The following is a 20,740-nucleotide window of genomic DNA, read 5'->3' as shown; positions in this document are numbered from 1 at the left end:
TCCCTGCCATTGCAGGGCACTCAGCTTTGACCTGCGGTTTCGTCAGGGACTGAAGCGGCGCAGCCTCAGTCCCTGCCCCAACCCGACCCGGAAGCCGTACGTGATCCTGCATCTCGACCTCGCCGTTCTCGGCGGATCTGAGTAGGAAGAAGCGTTGAGCTGCGGTGATGTCGTGCTCACCGGCACCGGGAGCATCATCGCCACGGCGAGCAGCACGAGAGATTGCAGATCAATTGGGCTTCGTCAGGGCCGCGATTCTCCGTGGACCTGATCAGCGCAGCTCAGCGCGGTTCGCTCAACTATCGAACACCTGCGAACGGACACTTCAGTCCCTGAACGTTTCCGCAGGTCAGGGCGCACCCAGCTGAGCGAGAAGGGACTGGAGGGACTGGAGGGACCGAAATGGAGAATTACGTCCCAATCTCTCCCGGAACTCCTCGCGGACTGGGAGCCTGAGAAGGAGAAACAGTTAACGGGTAGGCGACGCGGCCGCCCTGCTTGGTGGAGCTTGGCCCGGCGGCGGTAATCCGCCTCGCGCGACACGAAGGTCGAGGGCTCCGAGGTCCGAGATGAGGCGGTCGCCCGATTGTGGCCGTTCGCGCACCACGGTCAACGCTTATCTGGACACTTGGCAACTCGATGAGGCGAGCAAGGACACTGACGGATAGGCCCCGGAATCGCAGCTCGGACACCAGGGGACAACTGACTGACCGGTAGGTAGGGCGATCGGACGTGAGGCCCCGACCGTCGTACGCCGACCTGTGGAAACGAGCTCTGGGGTCCGGGGATCCCCGGACCGACTCGTAAGGACACCCCGTATTGCGCGGCGCTCTGCAACGGAAGCAGCACACCCAGGCCGCTCATTCTGGGGCATGCTCCGCGATGAGCTGCTGGCACTGCCGCGCGCGGTCCGCCAGTTCGCCACCCACAGTGGAGAGCTCAGCCAGGTAGTGGCGCAGGTCGGTGACAGCGTCGCGGTTCGGGCCTGCTGAGAGGAACACCTCGGTTGCCTCCGCCACGTTGTTTTCAGGTTCGAGGAGCAGCACCCGGAACAGGCCGAAGAACCTGGTCGCATCCCCATTCGGTGTTTCCACCGGGGAAATGAGCAGCTCGGTCCACTGCTCCACGCATGCCGCGGGCCCCGACGTCACCGTGTCCAGCAGCAACTTCTCGAACGGCAGGCCAGGATCCCCAGGTTTTAATGCGGAAGCCCGCTCAAAGTCCTCCCGCGCAAGTAGGTAGCGGCCGCCCTCCCGGTGGGCGACCCCTCGGGAGCGGAGGACCCAGGCGAGGGTGGGGTCGAGGTTGAGGGCGGCGGTGAAGTCGGTGATGGCGTCGTCGTAGCGGCCCGCCTGCCGGTGAGCCTCCCCCCGGGAGCCGAGGGCCCAGGCGTACGTGGGGTCGAGGTCGAGGGCGGCGGTGAAGTCGGTGATGGCGTCGTCGTAGCGGCCCGCCTGCCGGTGAGCCTCCCCCCGGGAGCCGAGGACCCAGGCGTACGTGGGGTCGAGGTCGAGGGCGGCGGTGAAGTCGGTGATGGCGTCGTCGTAGCGGCCCGCCTGCCGGTGAGCCTCCCCCCGGGAGCCGAGGGCCCAGGCGTACGTGGGGTCGAGGTCGAGGGCGGCGGTCAGGTCGGTGATGGCGTCGTCGTAGCGGCCCGCCTGCGAGTGAGCCTCCCCCCGGGAGCCGAGGGCCCAAGCGAGGGTGGGGTCGAAGTCGAGGGCGGCGGTCAGGTCGGTGATGGCGTCGTCGTAGCGGCCCGCCTGCCGGTGAGCATCCCCTCGGCGGCCGAGGGCCCAGGCGAGGGTGGGGTCGAGGTCGAGGGCGGCGGTCAGGTCGGTGATGGCGTCGTCGTAGCGGCCCGCCTGCGAGTGAGCATCCCCTCGGTAGCCGAGGGCCCAGGCGTACGTGGGGTCGAGGTCGAGGGCGGCGGTCAGGTCGGTGATGGCGTCGTCGTAGCGGCCCGCCTGCCGGTGAGCATCCCCCCGGGAGCCGAGGGCCCAGGCGTACGTGGGGTCGAGGGCGAGGGCGGCGGTCAGGTCGGTAACTGCCTGATCGGTGCGGCCGTTCCAGCAGTGGACGTCGCCGCGGTAGGCCCAGGCGCGGTGGTTGTGAGGGTCGGCGGCGATGGCGCGGTCAAGTTCGGCGAGGGCTTCCTCGTCGCGGTCGGCGAGGAAGAGGCGCCGGCCGCGGTAGGTGTGGACCCAGGCCCGGGTGGCGGGGGTCAGATGGCCGTGGGTCAGCAGGGCGGTGAGGGATGCGAGGGCTGGATCGCTGTCGGCGGCGGCGTTCTGGAGGCGGTCGGCCCAGGGGAGGAGAGTGAGGTCGGCGGTGTCGCGGGCTGCTTGTTCTAAGGTGTCGGTCCATTGCCGCAGGACCGCCGTGTCCCGTCCGGCGGCATGAGCGGTCTGCTCCAGTGCTGCTTCAAGGCTGGCTGCGGGGTGTGCGCACAGCCGGTGGTAGGTCTCGGTCAGGCGGTGCCGGCGCCACAGGGGATCGCCCCACTGCTTCGCTTCGGGAAGGCCCTGCTCGGCGTCGGTTCGCCAGGCGGCGTGGGCGTCGGCGAGCCGGAGGTGCGCCGTGGTCCAGCGCTGGGGCGAATGGGTGCGCTGGCGGCGCACCATGCTTGCGCGCACCACTGCGTGATACTGCTTGAAGTCGCCGTGGCCGCTGACGAACGGCTGCCCGCACAGCCATCCCCACAAGCCCTGTGCCTCCTGTGGTGCGGCGGCGGTGAACACGTCTTCGTTCAGCTGCGGCGCCAGCGCGCACGCCAGCACCGTTTCCCGCTGCCGCGGGTCGGTGATCCACTGCACGAAACGCTCGACCGCCGCGTCCACGGCGTCCCCGCCCTGGTCCACGTCCCCGGCGGTCGTGGGCCGGGCCAGCGCGCAGAGTTCCACGAGCAGTGGCAGCCCCATTGACAGCTGCAGTACCGCCTCCACCGCCCCCGGCTCGGTCACCCCGCGTGCGGCCAGCAGCGCCCGCGTCTCGGCCTCGGTGAACACCTCCAGAGGTACGTCCGCCACCAGGGCCCGCAGCGGTGCCCATTCCCGCTCCGCGAGCTCGTCACGTCCGGCCAGCACCACCATCACGTTGGCCGGCAGCGGCCCGAACGTGTCCTGCAGCAGATCCCGCAACCACCCGTCCAGATAGCGGCCGGTGTGCTCCCAGGTGTCCAAGAACAGCACCACCCACCGGTACTGCCCGCACAATCGGTCCAGCTCAGCGACGAACGCCCGGCTCACCCCGGCCGCGTCACCTCCGCGCCCCCGGCGCCCCCGGGCCCCGGCACCGGCCCGCAGCCGGTCCAGCCCCTGCGCCGCGGCCTCCGGGTTCGCCATCGCGGTCACCACCCCGGCCCCGGGAATCAGCGACACCGCCCCCAGCGTGGCCTGCGTCACCAACCGGCTCGACAACGACGCACCGCCCTCGGCCGCACCGGCGCCGTCCGCCGGTACCGGCTCGGCGGCCACCTCCTGCTCCCGGCGGAACTGCTCGGCTGCCCGGTCGAACCCCTTGAGCGGGCCCGCCTCCTCAGCTAGCTGCCGGGCCAGCTCCGACAGAGCCTGTGGTACGCCGTGGACATCGTTCTCATCCACCACCGCGGACACCGCACCCGCCCGCTGGGCCGCCTCCCGCCACTGCCTCAGCAACGTGGATTTCCCCACCCCGCCCACCCCGCGCACATGGAACAGGAACTCCGCCGGATCCCCCTCCGACAGCGGATCCCTCGCCAGGTTCTCCGCGAACAGCGACAACTGCGCCCGCCTGCCCACGAACTGCGCCCGCGCACGCTGCCGTATCAGCTCGCCGCGCGACAGACGCTCACGACCCGACCCTGACATGCCTCCACCTTCTGCCCGTCCTGCCGCCGCGGCGCATTCGACGCCACACCCACCAGCAGTATGACGGTGGTTCAGGGCGCGGCAGACGTCATTGGCGCCTGGGCCGGTGAGCTCACCGAGCGCATGCGAAACACCGGCGACTGCACCACGAAACCAGGGCGCGCCCCAGGCCCGAGTTCGTTCCCGCAGGTTGGCGTACGACGGTCGGGGCGTCATGTCCGATCGCCCCATCTACCGGTCGGTCAGTTGTCCCCTGGGTCGGAGCTGGGATTCCGGCGCCTCGTACAGGGGGATTGGCAGCCTCCAGCCACCCCGGCGCGCCTTCCCCGGCCACAGTTCTAGGGTTCGAACAGCGGAGGCTGGTTCCAGGGCGCGCTTACTGGTTGCCCTTGTGGACCGAGCAGCCCAGCGAGTTGGTCGGCTTCGTGGTCGGTGAGGTCGTAGAGAAGCCGAGCGGCGGTACCGATGAGCTCATCGAGCGGCACCTGGCTGCGGGCGCCGCGGGCGCTAGCGAGGTGATGAGTGAAGCTGCAACGGAGGACGGCGCCCGAGCGGGTTGGCGCGTCGACTTCGATGACAGTCTCCGCTTGGCCGAGTGCCTCGCTGATCCCGTCGAGTTGCGCGTCGTGTACAACGTTGTCGCCGCGGCCGTCGTAGCCGATGCGGCGGTTGGTGACGAGCATCCTGATCGATGTCAGGGGTGTGGAGAAGCGGTCAGCCCGGTTGCGTACGTCATCGAGGCCGGGTTCGTCGTAGGTCTCGGCCGCCTCGAGGTCCTTGCGGGTCTGGGCTACGTAGGTGCGGAAGCGCGGTGTCTGCAGGACCAGGTGGCCCGAATCCACGGCCCAGCGCCACGGTCCGATTGGTGCGTGGGGAGGTGCTCCAGGGACGATCTTGCATGCGTGGCTTTGCCAGTGCCGCACGGCGGGACGCATCAGGTGCTGCAGGTTGTCGGGGTCGCGGACCGGCGTACGTAGGAGAAGCGGCAGGCTGATCAGGCGCAGGAGCCTGTCCCAGAAGTTGGTGTCGGGGATCTCTTCGGCGCTGAGGAGGTAGGCGAGGGTGGACTCGTCCAGCTGGCCGGAACCGCGCAGGGTGCCGGGGAAGGAGGCCAGGGTGGCGCCTCCGCCCTGCCAAAGGGCGGCCATGAAGGCCGTCATGCGGTCGGCGACCTCGGGGACCATCTGTGCGGCGACTGCGTCCAGAGCGGTGCGCGTCAGCCCTGCGGAACCCTCGCGGGCCGCTGCCACGCCGGTGGCCACCGTGTTTGTGAACCGTGCGGTGGAGGGGCCGTCAAACGCGCCGCGTCCTCCCTCGATTACCGAGCTGGAGATGAGCCGCGGGATGCTGGGGGTGTCCTGCGTCGGGAGCAGCTCACCGAAGGCCGGCGTGTCCAAGAGCAGGGCTTGGTGCTCGGTGGCTGCGGGCTGGAGTTCGGAGGCAGAGGCTTCGATCTCGCCCAGCGAGAGGATCATCGGGCGGTCTTTGGACTGGAGCCGGGTGATGTCCTCATGGAGCTCGGCCGGGTTCGCCGTCGTCCTGAGGTAGACGTAGCGGTCCGGAGTCCGGGCCACCTGGGGCCAGCGGATCACCATGTCGGGGGCATAGGTGTGGTTGAAGAAGCCGGTTGGAATGACCTCGGCACGGGGGTCCATCCGCCGCAACTGGCGCCCGATGAGGTCCTTCACCAGTGTGAAGGGACGCCGGGGGTCCGGATCGTCCAGCGCTGCCATGATCGCCTGCGACGCCTGGTTCACCACTGCTCTCCCTTGCGGATCAGCTCGGCAGCCACGATGGCTTCCCAGTCCTTCAGGGGGACAAGCGTCTCCTGCTTCTCTGACAAGACGATCAGCCACAGCCGGTCGGCGACCATCTCGACAACCTCAGGAGCCATCCGGGACCGGGCGACAGCCATGTCATCAGTTCCGAAGACGCGGTCTCTGTGCTGAAGTACCGCCGACTCCACGTGCTTGGGAGAGTCCAACTGCGCCCAACTGTTAGCCCGGAAAGGGGCCCAAGTGATCCACATGAGGTGGTCACTCAGAAGGTGGCCCGTCTGACAAGCGATATAACACTTGGCGACAAACTCGTCGAACTGCGTGCCCTGGTCGCTGGCGTGCTGGTAGTTCTTCACCTCGGCGCAGAACATGTCCCCGCGGTATGGCGCGCCTCGCATCGCGCCGCCCAGGTCGAAGGAGAACGTCTGGCCGCCGTGCGGCCAGGCCAAAGTCAATCGGCGGGCGCACGACGCCGAGTCGGTGTTCGCGTAGGCCCCTGAGATCCTCATCGTGCCCTCAAGCCACATCTTCGCCCGTCGGGCGCCTGAGAACCCCTTGAGGTGAGCATCCTCCCCCACTGCCACAGCGACCAGCGTAATGCGCGGCACAGGTCGTCCGAGCATTCACGGTCAAATTCAGGTTCGATCGGAAGACACAGACTGGCGCCTACGGCACCTCGTAGCGTTGCAGAGACGGCCCCATCCACAGGCGGCGAGTGTCCTCGTCCGAGTGGAAGCGCGTGTCGAAGTCGTCCGCGAGTTCGCTGATGACGCCCCGGCCCTCGACTACGGCGAGCCAGTCGGTGGGCAGACCCACATCGCCGTGGTACGCGCCGAGAAGGTTGCCGCACACCGCTCCGGTGGAGTCGCCGTTGCCAGAATGGTTGGCCGCGAGCTGCAGCGCCTCTCTGACTGAACCCCCTGCGAGAGCGCAGTACAACGCGATGGCGAGGGCTTCCTCTGCCACCCAGCCGGCGCCGAGGGATTCCACCTTCTCAATGGTCGGGCGGCCTTCGGCGGCTAGGTCGACGGCCGCTCGTAGCGCTGTGGTCGTCTCTTCGTGTCCGCGGTGCTGGGCGAGGTGCCACATCGCATGGTGGGTCGCACGTTCAATGGGGCAGCCTTCCAGGATGTAGGCGATGATGGTTGCGAACGTGCCGGCGGCGTAGTAACCGGTGGGGTGGCCGTGCGTGATCTTGGCGCTATTCGCCGCCACTCTGAAGGTCCGCTCCGGGTCAAAGCCGGTCAGCCCGAACGGGGCTGAGCGCATCACGGTGCCGCAGCCCTTCGACTCTGGGTTCACGCGGCCCGGGCTGCCGTCAAGCTCAGTGTCGGGATGAGGGATGAAGTCGTGCCTCAGTCCGGACAGGGAGGCCTTTCCAGGGGAGCGTCGGGCGTACAGCCATGTCTGCTGCCTCAGCCATCCGGACCGAACCCGATCGTGCTGCGCTGTGTCCATGTCGGAGGACCCCCGAGCGGACGGCGGGCCGCTGTACTCCTGCGTCTCAAGCCACCGCAGGTACGCATCGTGGATGAAGAAGGTCTCCTGACCGGCGTCGACCTCCTTGACGATGGCGCGGACTCGGGCCCGGATCAGTCCTTCGGCGGTGAACAGCGTCATCTGAGTGGCATCGGTGACCTGGGCGACCACGCCTTCCGCATCGGCATCCGGCTCCGTGACACCCGCCCGAAAGGACTGGAACCACCCCTCGGGGTTTCCCATCCCGTCCCCCAGCGCTCCACCAAGCATGCAGCCCCGTATTCGAGACCGCTGGAATGCCAGGAACGCTCGGTCTTCCCAGGATCTGCTCGTCATCGATTAGCCCTCCCACATACCCGCACCCCGTCGCCGAGAATCCTGCCACCTCGCATCGAGACGGAGCAGCACCCAGGACGGGCCGCTTTAGCGCCCGGCCGCTCGAAGGCAGTCGCTCAAGCCCAGGGGCCTGCGGCGACGCCTATCTGTCGCGGGCGGCTGTCGAGCCGGTGACGTCCCCAGCTCCTGGCAGCTACACCGTGGGGCGTCGAGCGGACCGCGGGCGCACGACGCAGAGTCGGTGTTCGCGTGGGCCCCTGAGATCCTCATCGTGCCCTCAAGCCACATGTGCGCCCGTCGGGCGCCTGAGTGGATGGAGGTGGGGACGGCACCGCCGGGTAGGGGCCGCCCCCTCCCGCGGGCTGGTGGCGCTCGTAGTGGAGGTGCAGGCGCGCCATCCGGATGCACGATCGGGTGATCCGGCGAGTCTGAGACCCAACATCCTGAACATGTTCGCTATGTTCAATCCCAGGTCACAGCCTCTCCCGAGACTCATGCGGTCGGAAAAATCAAGGATACGCACCCTTCCGAGATCGAGAGTTCGGGGAAGCCAATCCGTGGACCCTACGCCCAAGATCCCGTGATTGAGATATAGGTCGCAGCCGGCGATCTGCACTCTGGGTCTCCTCTCTCGTGCTCGACCTCGAGACGCAGATCCTCGCACTCCGCCCAGTGTCCGAGCAGGGGTGGTGAGGTATTGCGTTAGGCCTCGGGGTTCATAAATTGGGTGACGAAGCACACGACGTGTCCAGAGACGGCGCGGCCGATCCAGGTCGGGTAGTAGCCGTCTCCCACGCCGGAACTGAAGATCGCCATCGCGTGTCCGCTGGCGGCGTCAGCCAGGATCGTGGCGACTGCCTCGTCGTCGGTCCGACGGAATGCCGCCCGGACCGGGCTGTCGGCTCCAGCCTGGTGAAGCCGTTCGAAGACCGGCACTGACTCCAGGTCAATGAAGCAGCCTGCACCGGCATCTACCCCATAGCCGGGCTGATCGTCATCGACCTCCCAGGTGAATGCTGGCTCATCCCAGATCACCAGCTTCACGGCTACCACCCGCGAGCCCGACGCCCCCTCCTGCCGGACCCGCGCGACCTGGACCGGATAGCTGCCCGCTGGCACGCTCGCGGAGTAGGCGGCCGCGCTCTCTCGGTCGAGGGCTACGAACGGATCGCAGGCATACAGATGTCCGCTCGGCAGATCGAGCTTGCCGAGGTCCTCCACTGCCATGCGGAAGACCCCGCTCCCGTCTCGATGGTGGCACCGTCAGTGAATATCGTGTCGAGGGCGGGGGCATCGACCTGCGTCATCTTGGATCCCAGCGATCAGAGTGAGTGGCGGCGGACACTCTAGGCCCGGACCTACACAGGACCTCGCCGAGGGGGCCAGCACCGGGGCCAAACACGACGTCGCGCAGACGTCCGCGACGCAAAGTGGCTCGTCACCGTCCTTCTGGACGCGCCGCCGTTCGGAAAACTGGAGCTCGCTGCGGCGGCCCGTGAGGCGGGGTGGACGGCCGAGCTGGAGGTGAGCGGCCCGGGCGGCGCCTGGCGGGCCGACGTCCTCGCCTCCGCACGCACGGACGGCCTCCACGTCGCCCTGGAGGCGCAGTTAGCGGCCCTCACCGCCTACGACATCACCGCCCGTACGGAACGGATGGCCGCTTACGGGATCCGTTCATGCTGGTTCAGCGACCGCAGCCGCATCCCCTGGCTAGGCGAAATGCCAGTGACTTAACGGCTGCCGGACGCCATCGCCATCCTGCCCGACGCGATGCCGCTCGCTATGCAGCACGCGCCTGACATCCCCTACGCGGCCGTGGCCGTGCGCCGTGTCGAGCCTGCGCAGGACGGCGCGGACGGCGCTGTCGCGGAGGGCCTGGAGCTGGACCTCCAGATCGGACGATGGCCCATCAGCAAGGTGGCAGCGGACGAGCGCGCACGGTGGAGCGAACCCACCGACAGCTGGAGTAAGGGCGCAGTCCAGCTCGCCGACAAACTGGCGAGACTCGCCGATCACGGCGGCGCGGACGTCGTGGTGCTCACCGGCGACATCTGGGCCCGTGGCGTCCTCGTTCATGCGTTGCCCAAGCGGCTGCGGGAGCGGGTCATCGGCGTCGAAGCCGACGCCCGGGAGCCCGGGGCAGAGCGGGCTCTGCTGGAGGACGGACTCGAAGAACTGTTCCGCGGGCGCCTGGCCGCCCGCGACCAGGTCCGCCTGGACAGGTTCCTGAAGCAGCGGGCCAGCGACAGGAGCAGTGTGGAAGGCATGATCGCGGTGGTTGCCGCACTGGGACGCGGTCAAGCGCAGGCACTACTGGTCAACCCCCCGGTCGACCTTCCCGTGCAGTTGTGGGTCGGCGCCGCGCCCCAGCAGATCGGCTTCTCGGCTGCGGAGCTGCAATCCTTCGGCGTCGAGGACTCATGGGCGGAGCCCGTCGATGCCGCGCTGATCCGCGCGGCCGCGGGCACGGGTGCCGAGCTGATTGTCGTACCCACGGAGCGGCTGGAGATGCAGGACGGGCTGGGTGTGCTGCTGCGCTTCTCCGAGGCCGGTACGCAGACCTGATGCAGACCTGAGCGCCCGCGATCAGCTCCCCGATCACCTGCTGCGCATGGCGGCGTTGATCGTGTCCCGTGTCCGGTCCACCAGGGACGCGAAGGGTCCCACGCTCCACTGGGCCATCGGCGAGCCCGCCACTGCCGGGTGCGGATGCGTGGGGGCGATCTTCTCGGCCATCCGCAGCATCGTGCCCATGCGCTTGAGCTCCTGCTCGCTCCGCCCTGCGTGCACGGAAGGAAACTCCTCCTGCTCCTCATGCCGGGCGTGGTCGAGAACGGCCGGCTCGAACTCCGCCAAGAGAGTGTCGAACTCGGCGCTGCCGGCATTCATCTTCTCCAGCTTGGCGAGCACCTTGTTCGCTTCTTTCTCCTCACGATTGCGGGCCTCGGCCTCCTCCTTCCCGACGGTGTCCTGAGCGACCGGGCGCACGATCATCTCCTCCGCCGTCTCGTGCACCGCGAGCAGGGCCCTCAACTCGTCGAACGCCTGCTGCTTGTGCTCGGACTTCGCGCTCTTCACGTCGCTGAAGAGGTCCTGGATCCGGGCGTGCTGCTCCAGCAGGATCCCGACCACGTCGCCTTCCGGCAACTGCGCTGCCTGCCTGCGTTCGGCGTCGGCTGTACTCATCACGACATCCCTCCTCGTTTCAGGGTCTGTTGGGCGTCACCTGGTGCTGTGACCACATGGGTTCACCGGGTCCGTCCGGTGCCGGTCCCTTCCCCGGCTACCGCTGGGAGGTGCCCCCCCACAACCGCCGACTGGGGGCAAGCCCCCGCCTTCGGCAGGGGGACACCCACCCAGCCGTAGCCGGGGGCGCTCAGAAAATGAGCCCGTCCGGCGATTGAGGACAAGCGTCCGCAGGCCGCACAACCCGGCAAACGTTCGCGGCCACAGCACTAGGCTCGCGTGCGGATCTCGTTCGTGATCAAGAGGAGTGTCATGCGCTACGGCTACATCGGTTCGATGAAAGTCAAACCCGGTCACCGAACGGAGGTGGTCGCAGTACTGGTCGCCGGCGCGGACGGTCTACGCAATGCGGGATGTGATCTCTATGTCGTGACCGAATCGGCCACCGACGAGGACACCGTGTGGGTGAGCGAGGTGTGGGAGAGCAAGGAGCATCACGATGCATCGTTGCAGTTGCCCGAAGCGAAGGCTGCCATCGGCAAGGTCATGCCGCTGCTGACGGGTGAGTTCACCCGTCAGGAGACGCACGTCGTGGGCGGTCTCGGTATCTAACCGCAGATGCGTGCCGTCAGTCAGGGGCTCCGCAGGTGAGGTCTACGCGTTGTCCCGATGGACCCCGGAGACTCATCACTGTCAGCCACGTGCCCGCTGGCGGCAGCTGTACACCGGGGTGTGAGGGACAGGAAGTCCCGCTGAGCCGCCGAGCCTCCGATGCGCACGCCTGTTTGCGGACCCCGCCCTCATCCGGCGGTGCCGCCGGTCGTACTCGACCAGCCGGTGCGTCGTGTCAGCCAGGGGGAACCGAGGCGGGATGGCCGGGCATCGCCGGCTGGGCGGTGCCCACGGAGGGACCAGCGGTGCCCCGCAGGTGTTGCCCCAGTTCGCGTATCCGTCAGGGCAGGGGGAACCGAGGCGCTCAGCGCCGGGGTGGAGGCGCCGGGTCAGTCATCCTCGTCGACGAGGAATCCGCGCAGCGGCATGGGCGCCATGCCCTCCGGGGTGGCGCTGCTGGGCTTGCGGCGCAGGGCGGCCAGGTCGCGAACGATCGCTGCATAGTAGAGGGCAACGGCTTCCACGGGCGCGTGAGAGGTAATCGCGTGGACCGTCTCGGCGCCGAGCGGGCTGTGCCGGCGGTGTAGTTCCTCCATCGCGGTGGCCGGGGCGGTGCGTTGCCCGCGGTCGCGGAGGGCGACGACGGCGGAGAAGAGGTCCTGGTGGGCGGGCTCGGCGAAGTCGCCGGCCTCCAGGATGGTGGCGAAGTGCGCCGAGACCGCTGGATGCATGAGCATGGCGCCCAGGGCTGTGCGTTCCGCGTGAGGATCACTGGACTGTGGGCGCCGGGGCTCCTGCGGCTCCGGGGCGCCGACCAGGGTCTTGGCCATGAAGGTCTCCCGAGGGGTTAGGAGGGCTACCAGGCCCTGTCTGTGAGAATGCGACCGATCCTGTCAGAGCGAGGCTCCGTCCTGGCGAGGGGGCATGGGACTCGGCAGATCTGCAGGTCAGTCCCTCCAGTCTCTAGCTCGCTCTACCCTCAGGCGCCGCACAGCAGTTCGTTCCTCTCCATTCTCAGCGAGGTGCAAGTTGAGCGGCGGGTTGCGACGCTACGGCTGATGCCAAGAAGAGTTCCTTTGCCTACCGGAGTCACCGCAGCTCATGATCGTGGCGGATCGGCACCACCACGATGGAGCGGAGGGGCCGAGGCATGCGGATCCCGGTCGTCTACTCCGCTGGTGCCGGTTGGCCGCATCCTGGGATGCGGCATCGGCCGAGTCCAGGTGCTGCAGAGGCGTGCCGTAAAGTGTGGAGCGGTTGTGCATGCAAGTGCCATCCCGACGGGCTTGCCCGTCCGGGCCCAACCAGCAATGGTTCGAGGCCCCACCCCCGCATCTTTGATGCGGGGGTCTTTTGCTGCACCCGCCAGCAGGGCGGTCGGTGGAGCCGAATGGGCCACTAACCACCCTGTGGGTCTCGTCGCTCTCCAGAGCAGACGGTGCCGTCGGCCACCGCGGGCGAGGACTCGATCCCGTCGCCGGACACCCCTGCCCCGGAGGGGCTGGCTATCAGGGGCTCTAGCAGCAGCACACCTCTACTAACGATGGAGCGGCAGCACCCAAGCGAGCGCGGCGAAGCGAAAGACGCCAGCAGCCCGCCACCGCAGCCAAGCAGGGACTAAAGCTGCACCCCTTCACTCCCTGAACAAAACTGCAGGTCAGTAAGCAGTCTCCGTCAGAGACAGGGACTGGGGGACTGAGTTTCCGAATTAGGGTGAGGTATTCCACCCTGTTGAGTCCAGGCGGAGGCAGTCGGCCGGGCCTACGCCGGTGGCGGCGTCCAGGGCATAGACCTTGCCGTCGTAGCTGCCGATGTAGACGGTGCCGTCGGCCACCGCGGGCGAGGAGAGGACCTCGCCGGTGGTGTGAGCCCATTTCTCGGTGCCGGTGGCGGCGTCCAGGGCATAGACCTTGCCGTCCCAACTGCCGACGTAAACGGTGCCGTCGGCCACCGCCGGCGAGGACTCGACCAAGCCGTCGGTGGTGTGGGTCCATTTCTCGGTGCCGGTGGCGGCGTCCAGGGCGTACACCTTGCCGTCGCGGTTGCCGATGTAGACGGTGCCGTCGGCCACCGCCGGCGAGGAGAGGACCCAGTCGCCGGTGGTGTGGGTCCACTTCTTGGTGCCGGTGGCGGCGTCCAGGGCGTACACCTTGTGGTCGCGGCTGCCGATGTAGACGGTGCCGTCGGCCACCGCCGGCGAGGCGACCGGGCCGCCGGTGGTGTGGGTCCATTTCTCGGTGCCGGTGGCGGCGTCCAGGGCATAGACCTTGCCGTCGTAGCTGCCGATGTAGACGGTGCCGTCGGCCACCGCCGGCGAGGAGCCGACCCCGTCGCCGGTGGTGTGAGCCCATTTCTGGGTGCCGGTGCCGGCGTCCAGGGCATAGACCTTGCCGTCGTAGCTGCCGATGTAGACGGTGCCGTCGGCCACCGCCGGCGAGGAGTCGACCAAGCCGTCGGTGGTGTGAGCCCATTTCTGGGTGCCGGTGGCGGCGTCCAGGGCATAGACCTTGTGGTCCCAGCTGCCGATGTAGACGGTGCCGTCGGCCACCGCCGGCGAGGAGCAGACCTTGTCGCCGGTGAGGAAGCACCAGGGCTGGGGAGGCTGCACCTCAGAGTGATGTGCGGGTTGTGCGGTGGTAAGGGCGCGGAGCCGGTCGCGGACCTGGACTGCAGTGGCGGGGCGGTCGTCGGGGTCTTTGGCGAGCAGGTCCAGGACGAGCCGGTCGAGGGCGGCGGGGACACCGGGGCGCCGGGTGCTGGGCGGTTCGGGGTCGCGCTGCAGGTGCGCGCACATGAGCGCGGCGGGTTCGACGTCGCCGAACGGGACGGCGCCGGTGAGAAGTTGGTAGAGCAGGCAGCCGAGGGAGTACAGGTCGCCGCGGCCGTCACCGACCTTGCCGAGGAAGCGCTCGGGCGGCATGTAGGCGAAGGTGCCGCTGATGCGGCTGGCCTGGGTGACGGTGGAGGCATAGCGGGCGATGCCGAAGTCGAGGACCTTGACGGCGCCGACGGGGGTGAGCATGAGGTTGGCGGGTTTGAGGTCGCGGTGGATGACCCCGGCGGCGTGGGCTGCGGCCAGGGCGTCGGCGGTCTGCGCGGTCCAGTCGACGGCGTCGGCGATGGTGGGTGGGCCGTCCTGGCCCAGGATGGCGGACAGGTCACGTCCGGCGAGCAGTTCCATGACCAGGTAGAGGGTGCCGTCGGTGTCCTGGCCGAGGTCGTGGACGGTGACCACGCCGGGGTGGTTCAGGCCGCCGGCGGTGCGGGCCTCGCGGAAGAACAGCTCGACGTCATCACTGGATTGACGCTGCAAGAGCTTGATCGCGACCTGCCGCCGGATCACGGTGTCGTGCGCGGCCCACACCTCGCCCATGCCGCCTCGGCCGAGCAGCCTGCCCAGCTCGTACCGGCTCGCAAGTGTCCGCCCGGCCAATTCGCCCACCCCCACAAGCACGTGCCCCCACACTGGTCCCGCACGCTACGATGCTAACGGCACGTACCTACTGGTCCAGGAGTTCCCCAACGATGGTGCCCAGTTCCTCGGCGTGAGGGGACGCCGCCAGGGCCTTCCGCACCCGCTGACGCAGACCCACGAGGTAGGCGGTGTCGTCGATGTCCAGGGTTGCGACCCGGTCAGGCTCGGCCAGGGCGGCATGGGCGAGGTGTGGGCAGCGTGCGACAGCGTGATCCGGCGACAGTCGTGGTTAACCTCGTGCAGCAACAGTCCGGGGCCTAGCGACGGGACCGAGCCTGGCCGCGTCGTCGACGACGACCGCGTCCGGGATGGAGCGGGCTTAGGCCCGCAGGCGTCCCGCATGATCTCCGAGTGCACACGCCAGCCCAAGAGCGAGGATGCAGCCATGCCGGTGGCCTGAGGACCACCGAGGTCGGGGAGCACAGCCAAAACAGCGCTTGCCCGAGTCGGGCCGCGGGCGGGGCCCCCTGCGAGCGAGTAATCCAGGCACGACTGCGTGTCGGAAGCCGGGGGCCTGTAGTCGTGCCGTTGCGGCATGACGCCACAACGTTACCCGGGCGCGTCCCGGCCGCCTACCGGCTTTGGTACGACGTTCTGCATAGTGGCCGCAGGGCATTGCCGCGACATGGACTCTGAATGCGTTGGCTGGCTGATGTGGGTGCATTGGCCCGGCATTCAGTGAAGGGAACAAAGGCGTCGAACACATCAGCAGGACTCAAGAGTCTTCAGACGATCATCGTTCGCCCTCGTCCTGGCGGAATCGGAGGATCTCGACTTCGAGGTCGGTGATCCGCTTGTCGAGGAAGCGGTTGTTGTCTCGCGCCCCCTTGAGACGGTCTTCGAGGGCTCGGTTGTCCTGTGTCTGCTGACGCAGTTGGACTTTCAGGGTGGTGTTTTCGCTGACGAGTCTTTGAACGGCGTCGGCAGGGAGGTTGCCCTCCAGGTCACGAACACGCCCTAGCAACGTGGCAATCTGGCGACGCTGCGCGCGAATCTCCTCACCTGCGGACTTCGCCAAATCCTCTGCGTTGAGAGCGCGTTCACGCCAGGATAGTTCGAGCTGAGCGGCCCTGGCCGACTGATCCGCGGTGAACTGCCCTGCGGCCTCGGCGGCAGCCTCCTCGACGAGTCGCCTGGCGCCCTCGTTCTGGTAGAGGAACGTGCGAGAGACATCCGCCCGGCGTGAGACTGCGGCGAAGGTGATCCTCGCACGTTCGCGCCGCATTCGCGTGAGCACTTCGCGGACTCGGCCGGTCATGAGCTCGGCGGCTCGGCGGCGGGCGGCGATCGCCGCGGTGGTCTGGCCGGGCGCCGTGGTCACGATGCTCCAGTCAGGTCGTCAACCGGCTCGTCGGCGAGTCTGGCCAGGTCGGCAGCGCGGAAGGCCGTGCTCCAGACTCGTTCGAAGTAGTCCTGAGGACGTCGCAGGTCGAGCGTGAGTGCCTCCTCCAGCAGGCCCATGCCGGCAAGTGCTCGCTCCAGGCCGTCGATCGCGCGGGCGGTCGGCTCGAAGACCTTGTGCAAGTAGTCCGCGGTGGCGTCGTCGGGTGCCCGCTCGGCGATGGACCGCCACTGCTGCTGCTTGCGGCGCCAGTAGACGAGGTCGGCCCCGGACAGGACGAACTTGTCGCAGTTCTCGCAGTCCAGGTTCCAGGGGCAGACGCCGCCTTCGACGACGGGCTGGAAGGTGCAGAGACCGCCTTCTGCCGGGGTGCTGCGGCGGCTGAGGTCAAGCGCCAGGGCCATCGCATCGTGTTGGGTGAGGGGCCGGTTGCCGGACAGCAGCTCGCCTGGGGACGCCGAGCCTGGGCCGGCCACCCAGACTGCCTGGAGGACGTCTTCCAGGTCCGAGTTGGCGACCTTCGCGTAGTGCTCGGCCATGCGGTCGGAAACCTGGCCGAGGTAGCGCCGGATGTGGGCGAGTGAAGCGCCGTGGCGAAGGAGTTTGGTGGCCATCGTGTGCCGGGCCTGGTGGGCAACGACAGCCCCGAGGTCGAGGATGTCGACCCAGGCGGAGAAGGACATCTGGAAGTGTCCGTAGGACAGCGCCTTCCTGCGGTTGGCGTTGCAGAGCGGCGAGGGGAACAGAGCGAGCTTGGGACGCTCGTCACGGGTCGGCACGCGCCCGTGGATCTCCTCGAACCGCTTGAGTGTCTTGGTCTTTCTCTGTTCCAGCCGTTCGAAGAGGTAGTCCGGGATGCGGACCCCGTCGTTGAGATTCCCGACTTTGGTCTGATCGTGCCAGAGAAACGGAAAGCCGCCGTAGCGGCCGATGCAGTCCAGGCGGAGATTGATGACCTCCTTGCAGCGGCGACCAGTGACGACAAGGGTCTCCCAGATGTCGCGAAGACCGTAGTCGGCGGCATCGAACAGGGCTACGAACTGCTGAAGGTTGTGCTCGTCGGCCAAAGCTCGGGCGACGTCATCGGTGAACGGGTTCCGGGAGATCTTGGGGTCTTTTCCGCCAGTGGGCATGGCGGTGATGAAGACCCGAGGCAGCCCGATGGCCTCCGAATACCCGGACTCCAGGGCCCAGTAGAGCATCTTGTGGAGGCTGGTCAACGTGAGCCGGCGCTGGGTGCTGGTCACGATGGTCGGCTCTCCCGTGGCGCGGAACAGACCCAGCGTGGGTAGGCCTTCGCGTTCACGGTGGTGCATGTCTGCCACGAACGCCTCGGTGTGCCTCTGGGTCAGGTGCTCGGGACTCTGCTCGGCTTGCGGGGCGTCGGCGGCCAAGTAGGTGCCGAGTTGGAAGGCTGAGCGGCGTGCCCCGTCGAACGGTCCCCGCGTGCGCGGGCACTTCGGCGATCTGAGCTGGGCGGCCATGTAATCCCAGAGCAGGTCCCGCAGCCATCGCTGCGGAATGGGCGTGAGGTCGATGTAGCTGGATGTGTTATCGAAGCGGCGTCCGAAGTGCTCCGTCTCGATGAAGCCGGCGTCCTTCGTGTCCTCCTGAGTGAAGTAGATCTTCCGAAGGCTCCGACGGGTTCCCCGGATGACCATCCGTTGGCTCGATGGCAGGCTGGCCACCTCCGGGTGCTCCACGTCAGCAAGGGATTTGATGTCGAGGTTCATGCAGGACCGGACAGCACGCTGTACGGAGGCAGCGGTCCAGCGGCTGGGCTGGGCCTGCTGGTAGTGGTCGAAGATTCCCCACCTGAGTTCGGCGGCGACGAGCTCGGGGAGCCCCTCCAGGCTGATCTGGCCTGTGACGAGGGGCCCCGTCCTCTTGCACCACTGCCGGAACTCGCCCTCGTCGTCGAACTGCACCGCCGGCGTCCGACCAGTGCACGCGTAAACTCTCGCCCAGTCTCTCGGCAGGCGAGCCCCGCCCGGCCGCTGGTGGTACCTGTAGCGGGTGTGGTGCCTGTGGCACAGGCTCAAGGGCGTGGCCGCGGGCTCATCGCAGATCTCCACCACGCAGGGTCCGTAACTCACCCCGGGGTGCTGCGTGCTGCACCAGCTCTCCAGCGGAGGCCTGTCCGCTTCCACCCATCTGTAGTAGTGCGCTCCGCAAAGGGGCGGCTCCTGCCTAACGGTGCCGCGGTCGGGACAGATCAGACACCGCTGCCGCTGCTGCCTCATCGCGGCAGCAATCGGAACCGCCTCACGAAGGAACTCCGGCTTTCCGATGCCGACCGCCTGCGCCTTCTGCCAGCCCTGGTAGTGCTGGTTGCAGAGTAGGCTGCTCTCATTCCGCGTGCGCTCGCATTTGGGAACCTGGCAGCCCCAGCCGAGGTGGGGATGGTCCCGTGGGATCTGCAGAACTTTACCCCGCAGAACGGGATCGAAGTTCGGTGCACTGATCAGCGCTCCAAGCAGCTCGAGCCGGTCGCGCCACTCGCGGGCGGGAATGTCGTGGCTGAGCAACTTCAGACGTGGCTTGGCTGGCTTGCGGCGCTCGCGCGCGGGGCGGGACCGGGCGCTCGTCACAGGTTCCACGTCCTTTTCAACGCAGCGACGAACATCGGGTCGTGGACGTCGACGTGGCCGTAGACCTCGTCGACCATCGCCGCAGACCTCCAGCCGCCTGCCTCTTTGGCGATCATCGCGTTGCCGTCGGCGGCGTCCAGGACCTCGGAGGTGAAGGAGTGCCTGAATTCCTTCGGCAGCACCTTGTCCAGGTCCAGGCGGACACCCGCTCGCCTCAACATGCCGCGGGCGGCCGCAGTGGCGAGCGGTTCACCGGCCCGCGGGCCCTGGAGCTGGACCAGCAGCATGCCGTGACGGGCCTGGCTCGGGTACTCGGTAGTCATGTAGTCGAAGTAGGTGTGGACCATCCCGGGACTGACACGGCGAACGGTCCCACCACGCATGACGCCGTTCTTCAGCTCCCAGGCGTCCTTGACCTTGACCCGGCAGCGGTTCACGTTCCCTTCACGATGGCAGATGTGCACGTGATGCTCCCTGCACTCCCCGCACTCGGCGTTCTTACGAAGATGCAGGTCAACCATGTGCAGACCTAAGAGCTCGCCGATCCGGAAGCCCCCGTCGCTCAACCAACTGACGATCATCCGGTCACGCGCCCAGCGGAGCGTCGTCGGCAGGCCCTGCTTCGCGCCGTCCGGCAGCATCTTGGGATGGCGGCGACGAACCTTCTTGGTCGGCGAGAGCGGATTGGCCGGCATCGACTGCAAGGTGTGTCCCAGGAAGGCCCGCCGCCGATCAACCGTCGTCGGCAACCTCTTCTGGTCCAGAGCTTCCGCAAGCTCGATACCCACCCCGCGCTTCGCCAGGAAGAGGTAGAAGCCCTTCAGGCAGGCCGCCGCCACCTCCAGGGTGCTCTGGCCGTAGGGCTCCTTGTCCTGGCGCCACGGCTGTCCAAACGGGCCTGGGTACTCCGCACCGACCGCCCCCATGTACCGCTCAAGATCAGCGATCGTAGCGGTCGAGAAGTCGAGGCACTCCATCACCAGCCAACGAAGGTAATCGACCAGCAAGTAGGCGTAGGTCCTGCTGGTCCCAGCCGTCAACGACCTGAGATAGCCATCCGCAGCCTCGAAGACCTCCCCGCCCGGTTGCAGGACGGTGTACTCGACCCGGCCGTCACCACGAACCACCTCCTGCACGCGGATATCCCCGAGAACCAACCCCAGCTGCACCGAGACCCCCTCGCTCACGTGCCGCACATCGGCACTCAGAGCGGTTAACGAAGCAGCAGACCCTCAGACACGGGCTCCCACGCACGTTCCACACACACTGGTTGCAGGTCGATTAAATCGAGGAAGAGCACCCCTCGGTGGGCGAGGGAGACCGCGCCGGGCCGGGGAAGACCGCTGCCGCCCCCGACGAGGGAGGGCATTGTCGCCGAGTGGTGTGGCGCGCAATAGGGCGGGGTGTCCACCATGGGTTTGCCGTGTGGCAGCATTCCCGCGACCGAGTGCACAGCGGTGACCTCCAGTGCTTCCTGCTGGGTGAGCGGCGGCAGCAGACCGGGCAGCCGCTCGGCGAGCATGGTCTTGCCCGCGCCGGGGGGACCTTTGAGGAAGAGGTGATGTCCGCCTGCAGCCGCGACTTCCAGGGCAAGCCGTGCGTAGGCCTGCCCGGCGACGTCCGCCATGTCGGGGACGGTGCCTTGGCTACCGGCGAAGCCGACGCCGAGACCGGGACCGGGGAAGGTCAGGCCGGAGCGCATCGAGTCGGGCCTTCCGTCGTCCGGATCGGCTTCCTCCTCGGGGGTCAGCTCGTCGTTGAGCAGGGCGACGAGCTGGCGCAGGGTGCGGACGCCGAGGACGGAGACACCCGGGACGAGAGCGGCCTCGGCGGCGGTCCGTTCGGGGACGACGACCTGCCGGTAGCCGGCGTCGGCGGCGGCCAGGACGGCCGGCAGGACTCCGCGGACGGGGCGGACGCGGCCGTCGAGACCGAGTTCGCCGATCATCATGATGTCGGCGATGTCCTTGGGCGCGATGCGCTCGTTGGCGGCGAGGACCGCGCAGGCGACGGCCACGGCAGTCCTTGAGCTGAGACGCTTCTCATGCAAGCGGCCCCACCGAGGTGACTCCATCACCAAGGCAGGGCCTGACCGA

General features: G+C 67.9%; 14 protein-coding genes and 1 pseudogene. 3 read left to right on the top strand and 12 right to left on the bottom strand.

What is annotated here, in order from left to right; translation table 11 throughout:
• Positions 1 to 860 precede the first annotated feature (860 nt).
• The 5 genes from FCI23_RS10685 to FCI23_RS10665 all read right to left on the bottom strand — a co-directional run bounded on the left by FCI23_RS10685 (position 861) and on the right by FCI23_RS10665 (position 8,665).
• A complete protein-coding gene (locus FCI23_RS10685) occupies positions 861 to 3,845 on the bottom strand; it encodes an ATP-binding protein (protein ID WP_136723241.1) in 2,985 nt (994 codons plus the stop codon).
• Between the two features lie 338 nt (positions 3,846 to 4,183).
• Positions 4,184 to 5,602 carry a hypothetical protein gene (locus FCI23_RS10680; protein WP_136723240.1) on the bottom strand — a complete coding sequence of 473 codons (1,419 nt, stop codon included), beginning with the start codon at positions 5,600 to 5,602 and terminating at the stop codon, positions 4,184 to 4,186.
• On the bottom strand, positions 5,599 to 6,207 hold the full coding sequence (locus tag FCI23_RS10675) for a hypothetical protein (RefSeq protein WP_136723239.1): 609 nt from the start codon (positions 6,205 to 6,207) through the stop codon (positions 5,599 to 5,601). Before FCI23_RS10675 ends, FCI23_RS10680 begins: the two co-directional genes overlap by 4 nt.
• Before the next feature lie 82 nt (positions 6,208 to 6,289).
• Positions 6,290 to 7,372 (bottom strand): ADP-ribosylglycohydrolase family protein, encoded by a 1,083-nt coding sequence (locus FCI23_RS10670; RefSeq protein WP_322973818.1) that lies wholly within the window; start codon positions 7,370 to 7,372, stop codon positions 6,290 to 6,292.
• 768 nt (positions 7,373 to 8,140) lie between these two features.
• Positions 8,141 to 8,665: a DUF4241 domain-containing protein gene (locus tag FCI23_RS10665; RefSeq protein WP_136723237.1), complete on the bottom strand. Its 525-nt coding sequence runs from the start codon at positions 8,663 to 8,665 to the stop codon at positions 8,141 to 8,143.
• A 222-nt stretch (positions 8,666 to 8,887) separates the two neighbouring features.
• Here FCI23_RS10665 and FCI23_RS10660 point away from each other — a divergent pair, with 222 nt between their 5' ends.
• Positions 8,888 to 9,172 carry a competence protein CoiA family protein gene (locus FCI23_RS10660; RefSeq protein ID WP_456318828.1) on the top strand — a complete coding sequence of 95 codons (285 nt, stop codon included), beginning with the start codon at positions 8,888 to 8,890 and terminating at the stop codon, positions 9,170 to 9,172.
• A gap of 48 nt (positions 9,173 to 9,220) precedes the next feature.
• Entirely contained in the window at positions 9,221 to 10,003 is a 783-nt protein-coding gene (locus tag FCI23_RS10655; protein ID WP_211265274.1) for a baeRF2 domain-containing protein, read from the top strand.
• A gap of 33 nt (positions 10,004 to 10,036) precedes the next feature.
• Here the strand turns inward: FCI23_RS10655 and FCI23_RS10650 are convergent, their stop codons facing one another.
• Complete coding sequence (locus FCI23_RS10650) at positions 10,037 to 10,624, bottom strand: hemerythrin domain-containing protein (protein WP_136723234.1); 588 nt, start codon at positions 10,622 to 10,624, stop codon at positions 10,037 to 10,039.
• Positions 10,625 to 10,936: 312 nt separating this feature from the next.
• On the opposite strand from FCI23_RS10650, the gene FCI23_RS10645 reads away from it, so the two are divergent.
• Positions 10,937 to 11,236 (top strand): putative quinol monooxygenase, encoded by a 300-nt coding sequence (locus FCI23_RS10645; protein ID WP_136723233.1) that lies wholly within the window; start codon positions 10,937 to 10,939, stop codon positions 11,234 to 11,236.
• A gap of 389 nt (positions 11,237 to 11,625) precedes the next feature.
• Here FCI23_RS10645 and FCI23_RS10640 read toward each other — a convergent pair whose 3' ends face one another.
• The 6 genes and pseudogenes from FCI23_RS10640 to FCI23_RS10615 all read right to left on the bottom strand — a co-directional run.
• Positions 11,626 to 12,066 carry a DnaB-like helicase N-terminal domain-containing protein gene (locus tag FCI23_RS10640; protein WP_136723232.1) on the bottom strand — a complete coding sequence of 147 codons (441 nt, stop codon included), beginning with the start codon at positions 12,064 to 12,066 and terminating at the stop codon, positions 11,626 to 11,628.
• 878 nt (positions 12,067 to 12,944) lie between these two features.
• Positions 12,945 to 14,678 (bottom strand): serine/threonine-protein kinase, encoded by a 1,734-nt coding sequence (locus FCI23_RS10635; protein WP_246143622.1) that lies wholly within the window; start codon positions 14,676 to 14,678, stop codon positions 12,945 to 12,947.
• Positions 14,679 to 15,444: 766 nt separating this feature from the next.
• Positions 15,445 to 16,032: a DUF6262 family protein gene (locus tag FCI23_RS10630; RefSeq protein WP_246143621.1), complete on the bottom strand. Its 588-nt coding sequence runs from the start codon at positions 16,030 to 16,032 to the stop codon at positions 15,445 to 15,447.
• Entirely contained in the window at positions 16,029 to 17,981 is a 1,953-nt protein-coding gene (locus FCI23_RS59415) for a tyrosine-type recombinase/integrase (RefSeq protein WP_246143620.1), read from the bottom strand. Before FCI23_RS59415 ends, FCI23_RS10630 begins: the two co-directional genes overlap by 4 nt.
• Before the next feature lie 659 nt (positions 17,982 to 18,640).
• A complete protein-coding gene (locus FCI23_RS10620; RefSeq protein WP_246143619.1) occupies positions 18,641 to 19,831 on the bottom strand; it encodes a tyrosine-type recombinase/integrase in 1,191 nt (396 codons plus the stop codon).
• A gap of 41 nt (positions 19,832 to 19,872) precedes the next feature.
• Positions 19,873 to 20,661: pseudogene (locus FCI23_RS10615) on the bottom strand (ATP-binding protein); the annotation flags it as partial.
• Positions 20,662 to 20,740: the final 79 nt, after the last annotated feature.

Origin of the sequence: Actinacidiphila oryziradicis (genome assembly GCF_005047355.1) — a bacterium.
Taxonomy (GTDB): Bacteria; Actinomycetota; Actinomycetes; order Streptomycetales; family Streptomycetaceae; genus Actinacidiphila; species Actinacidiphila oryziradicis.
This window is presented reverse-complemented; position numbering and strand designations above follow the sequence as displayed.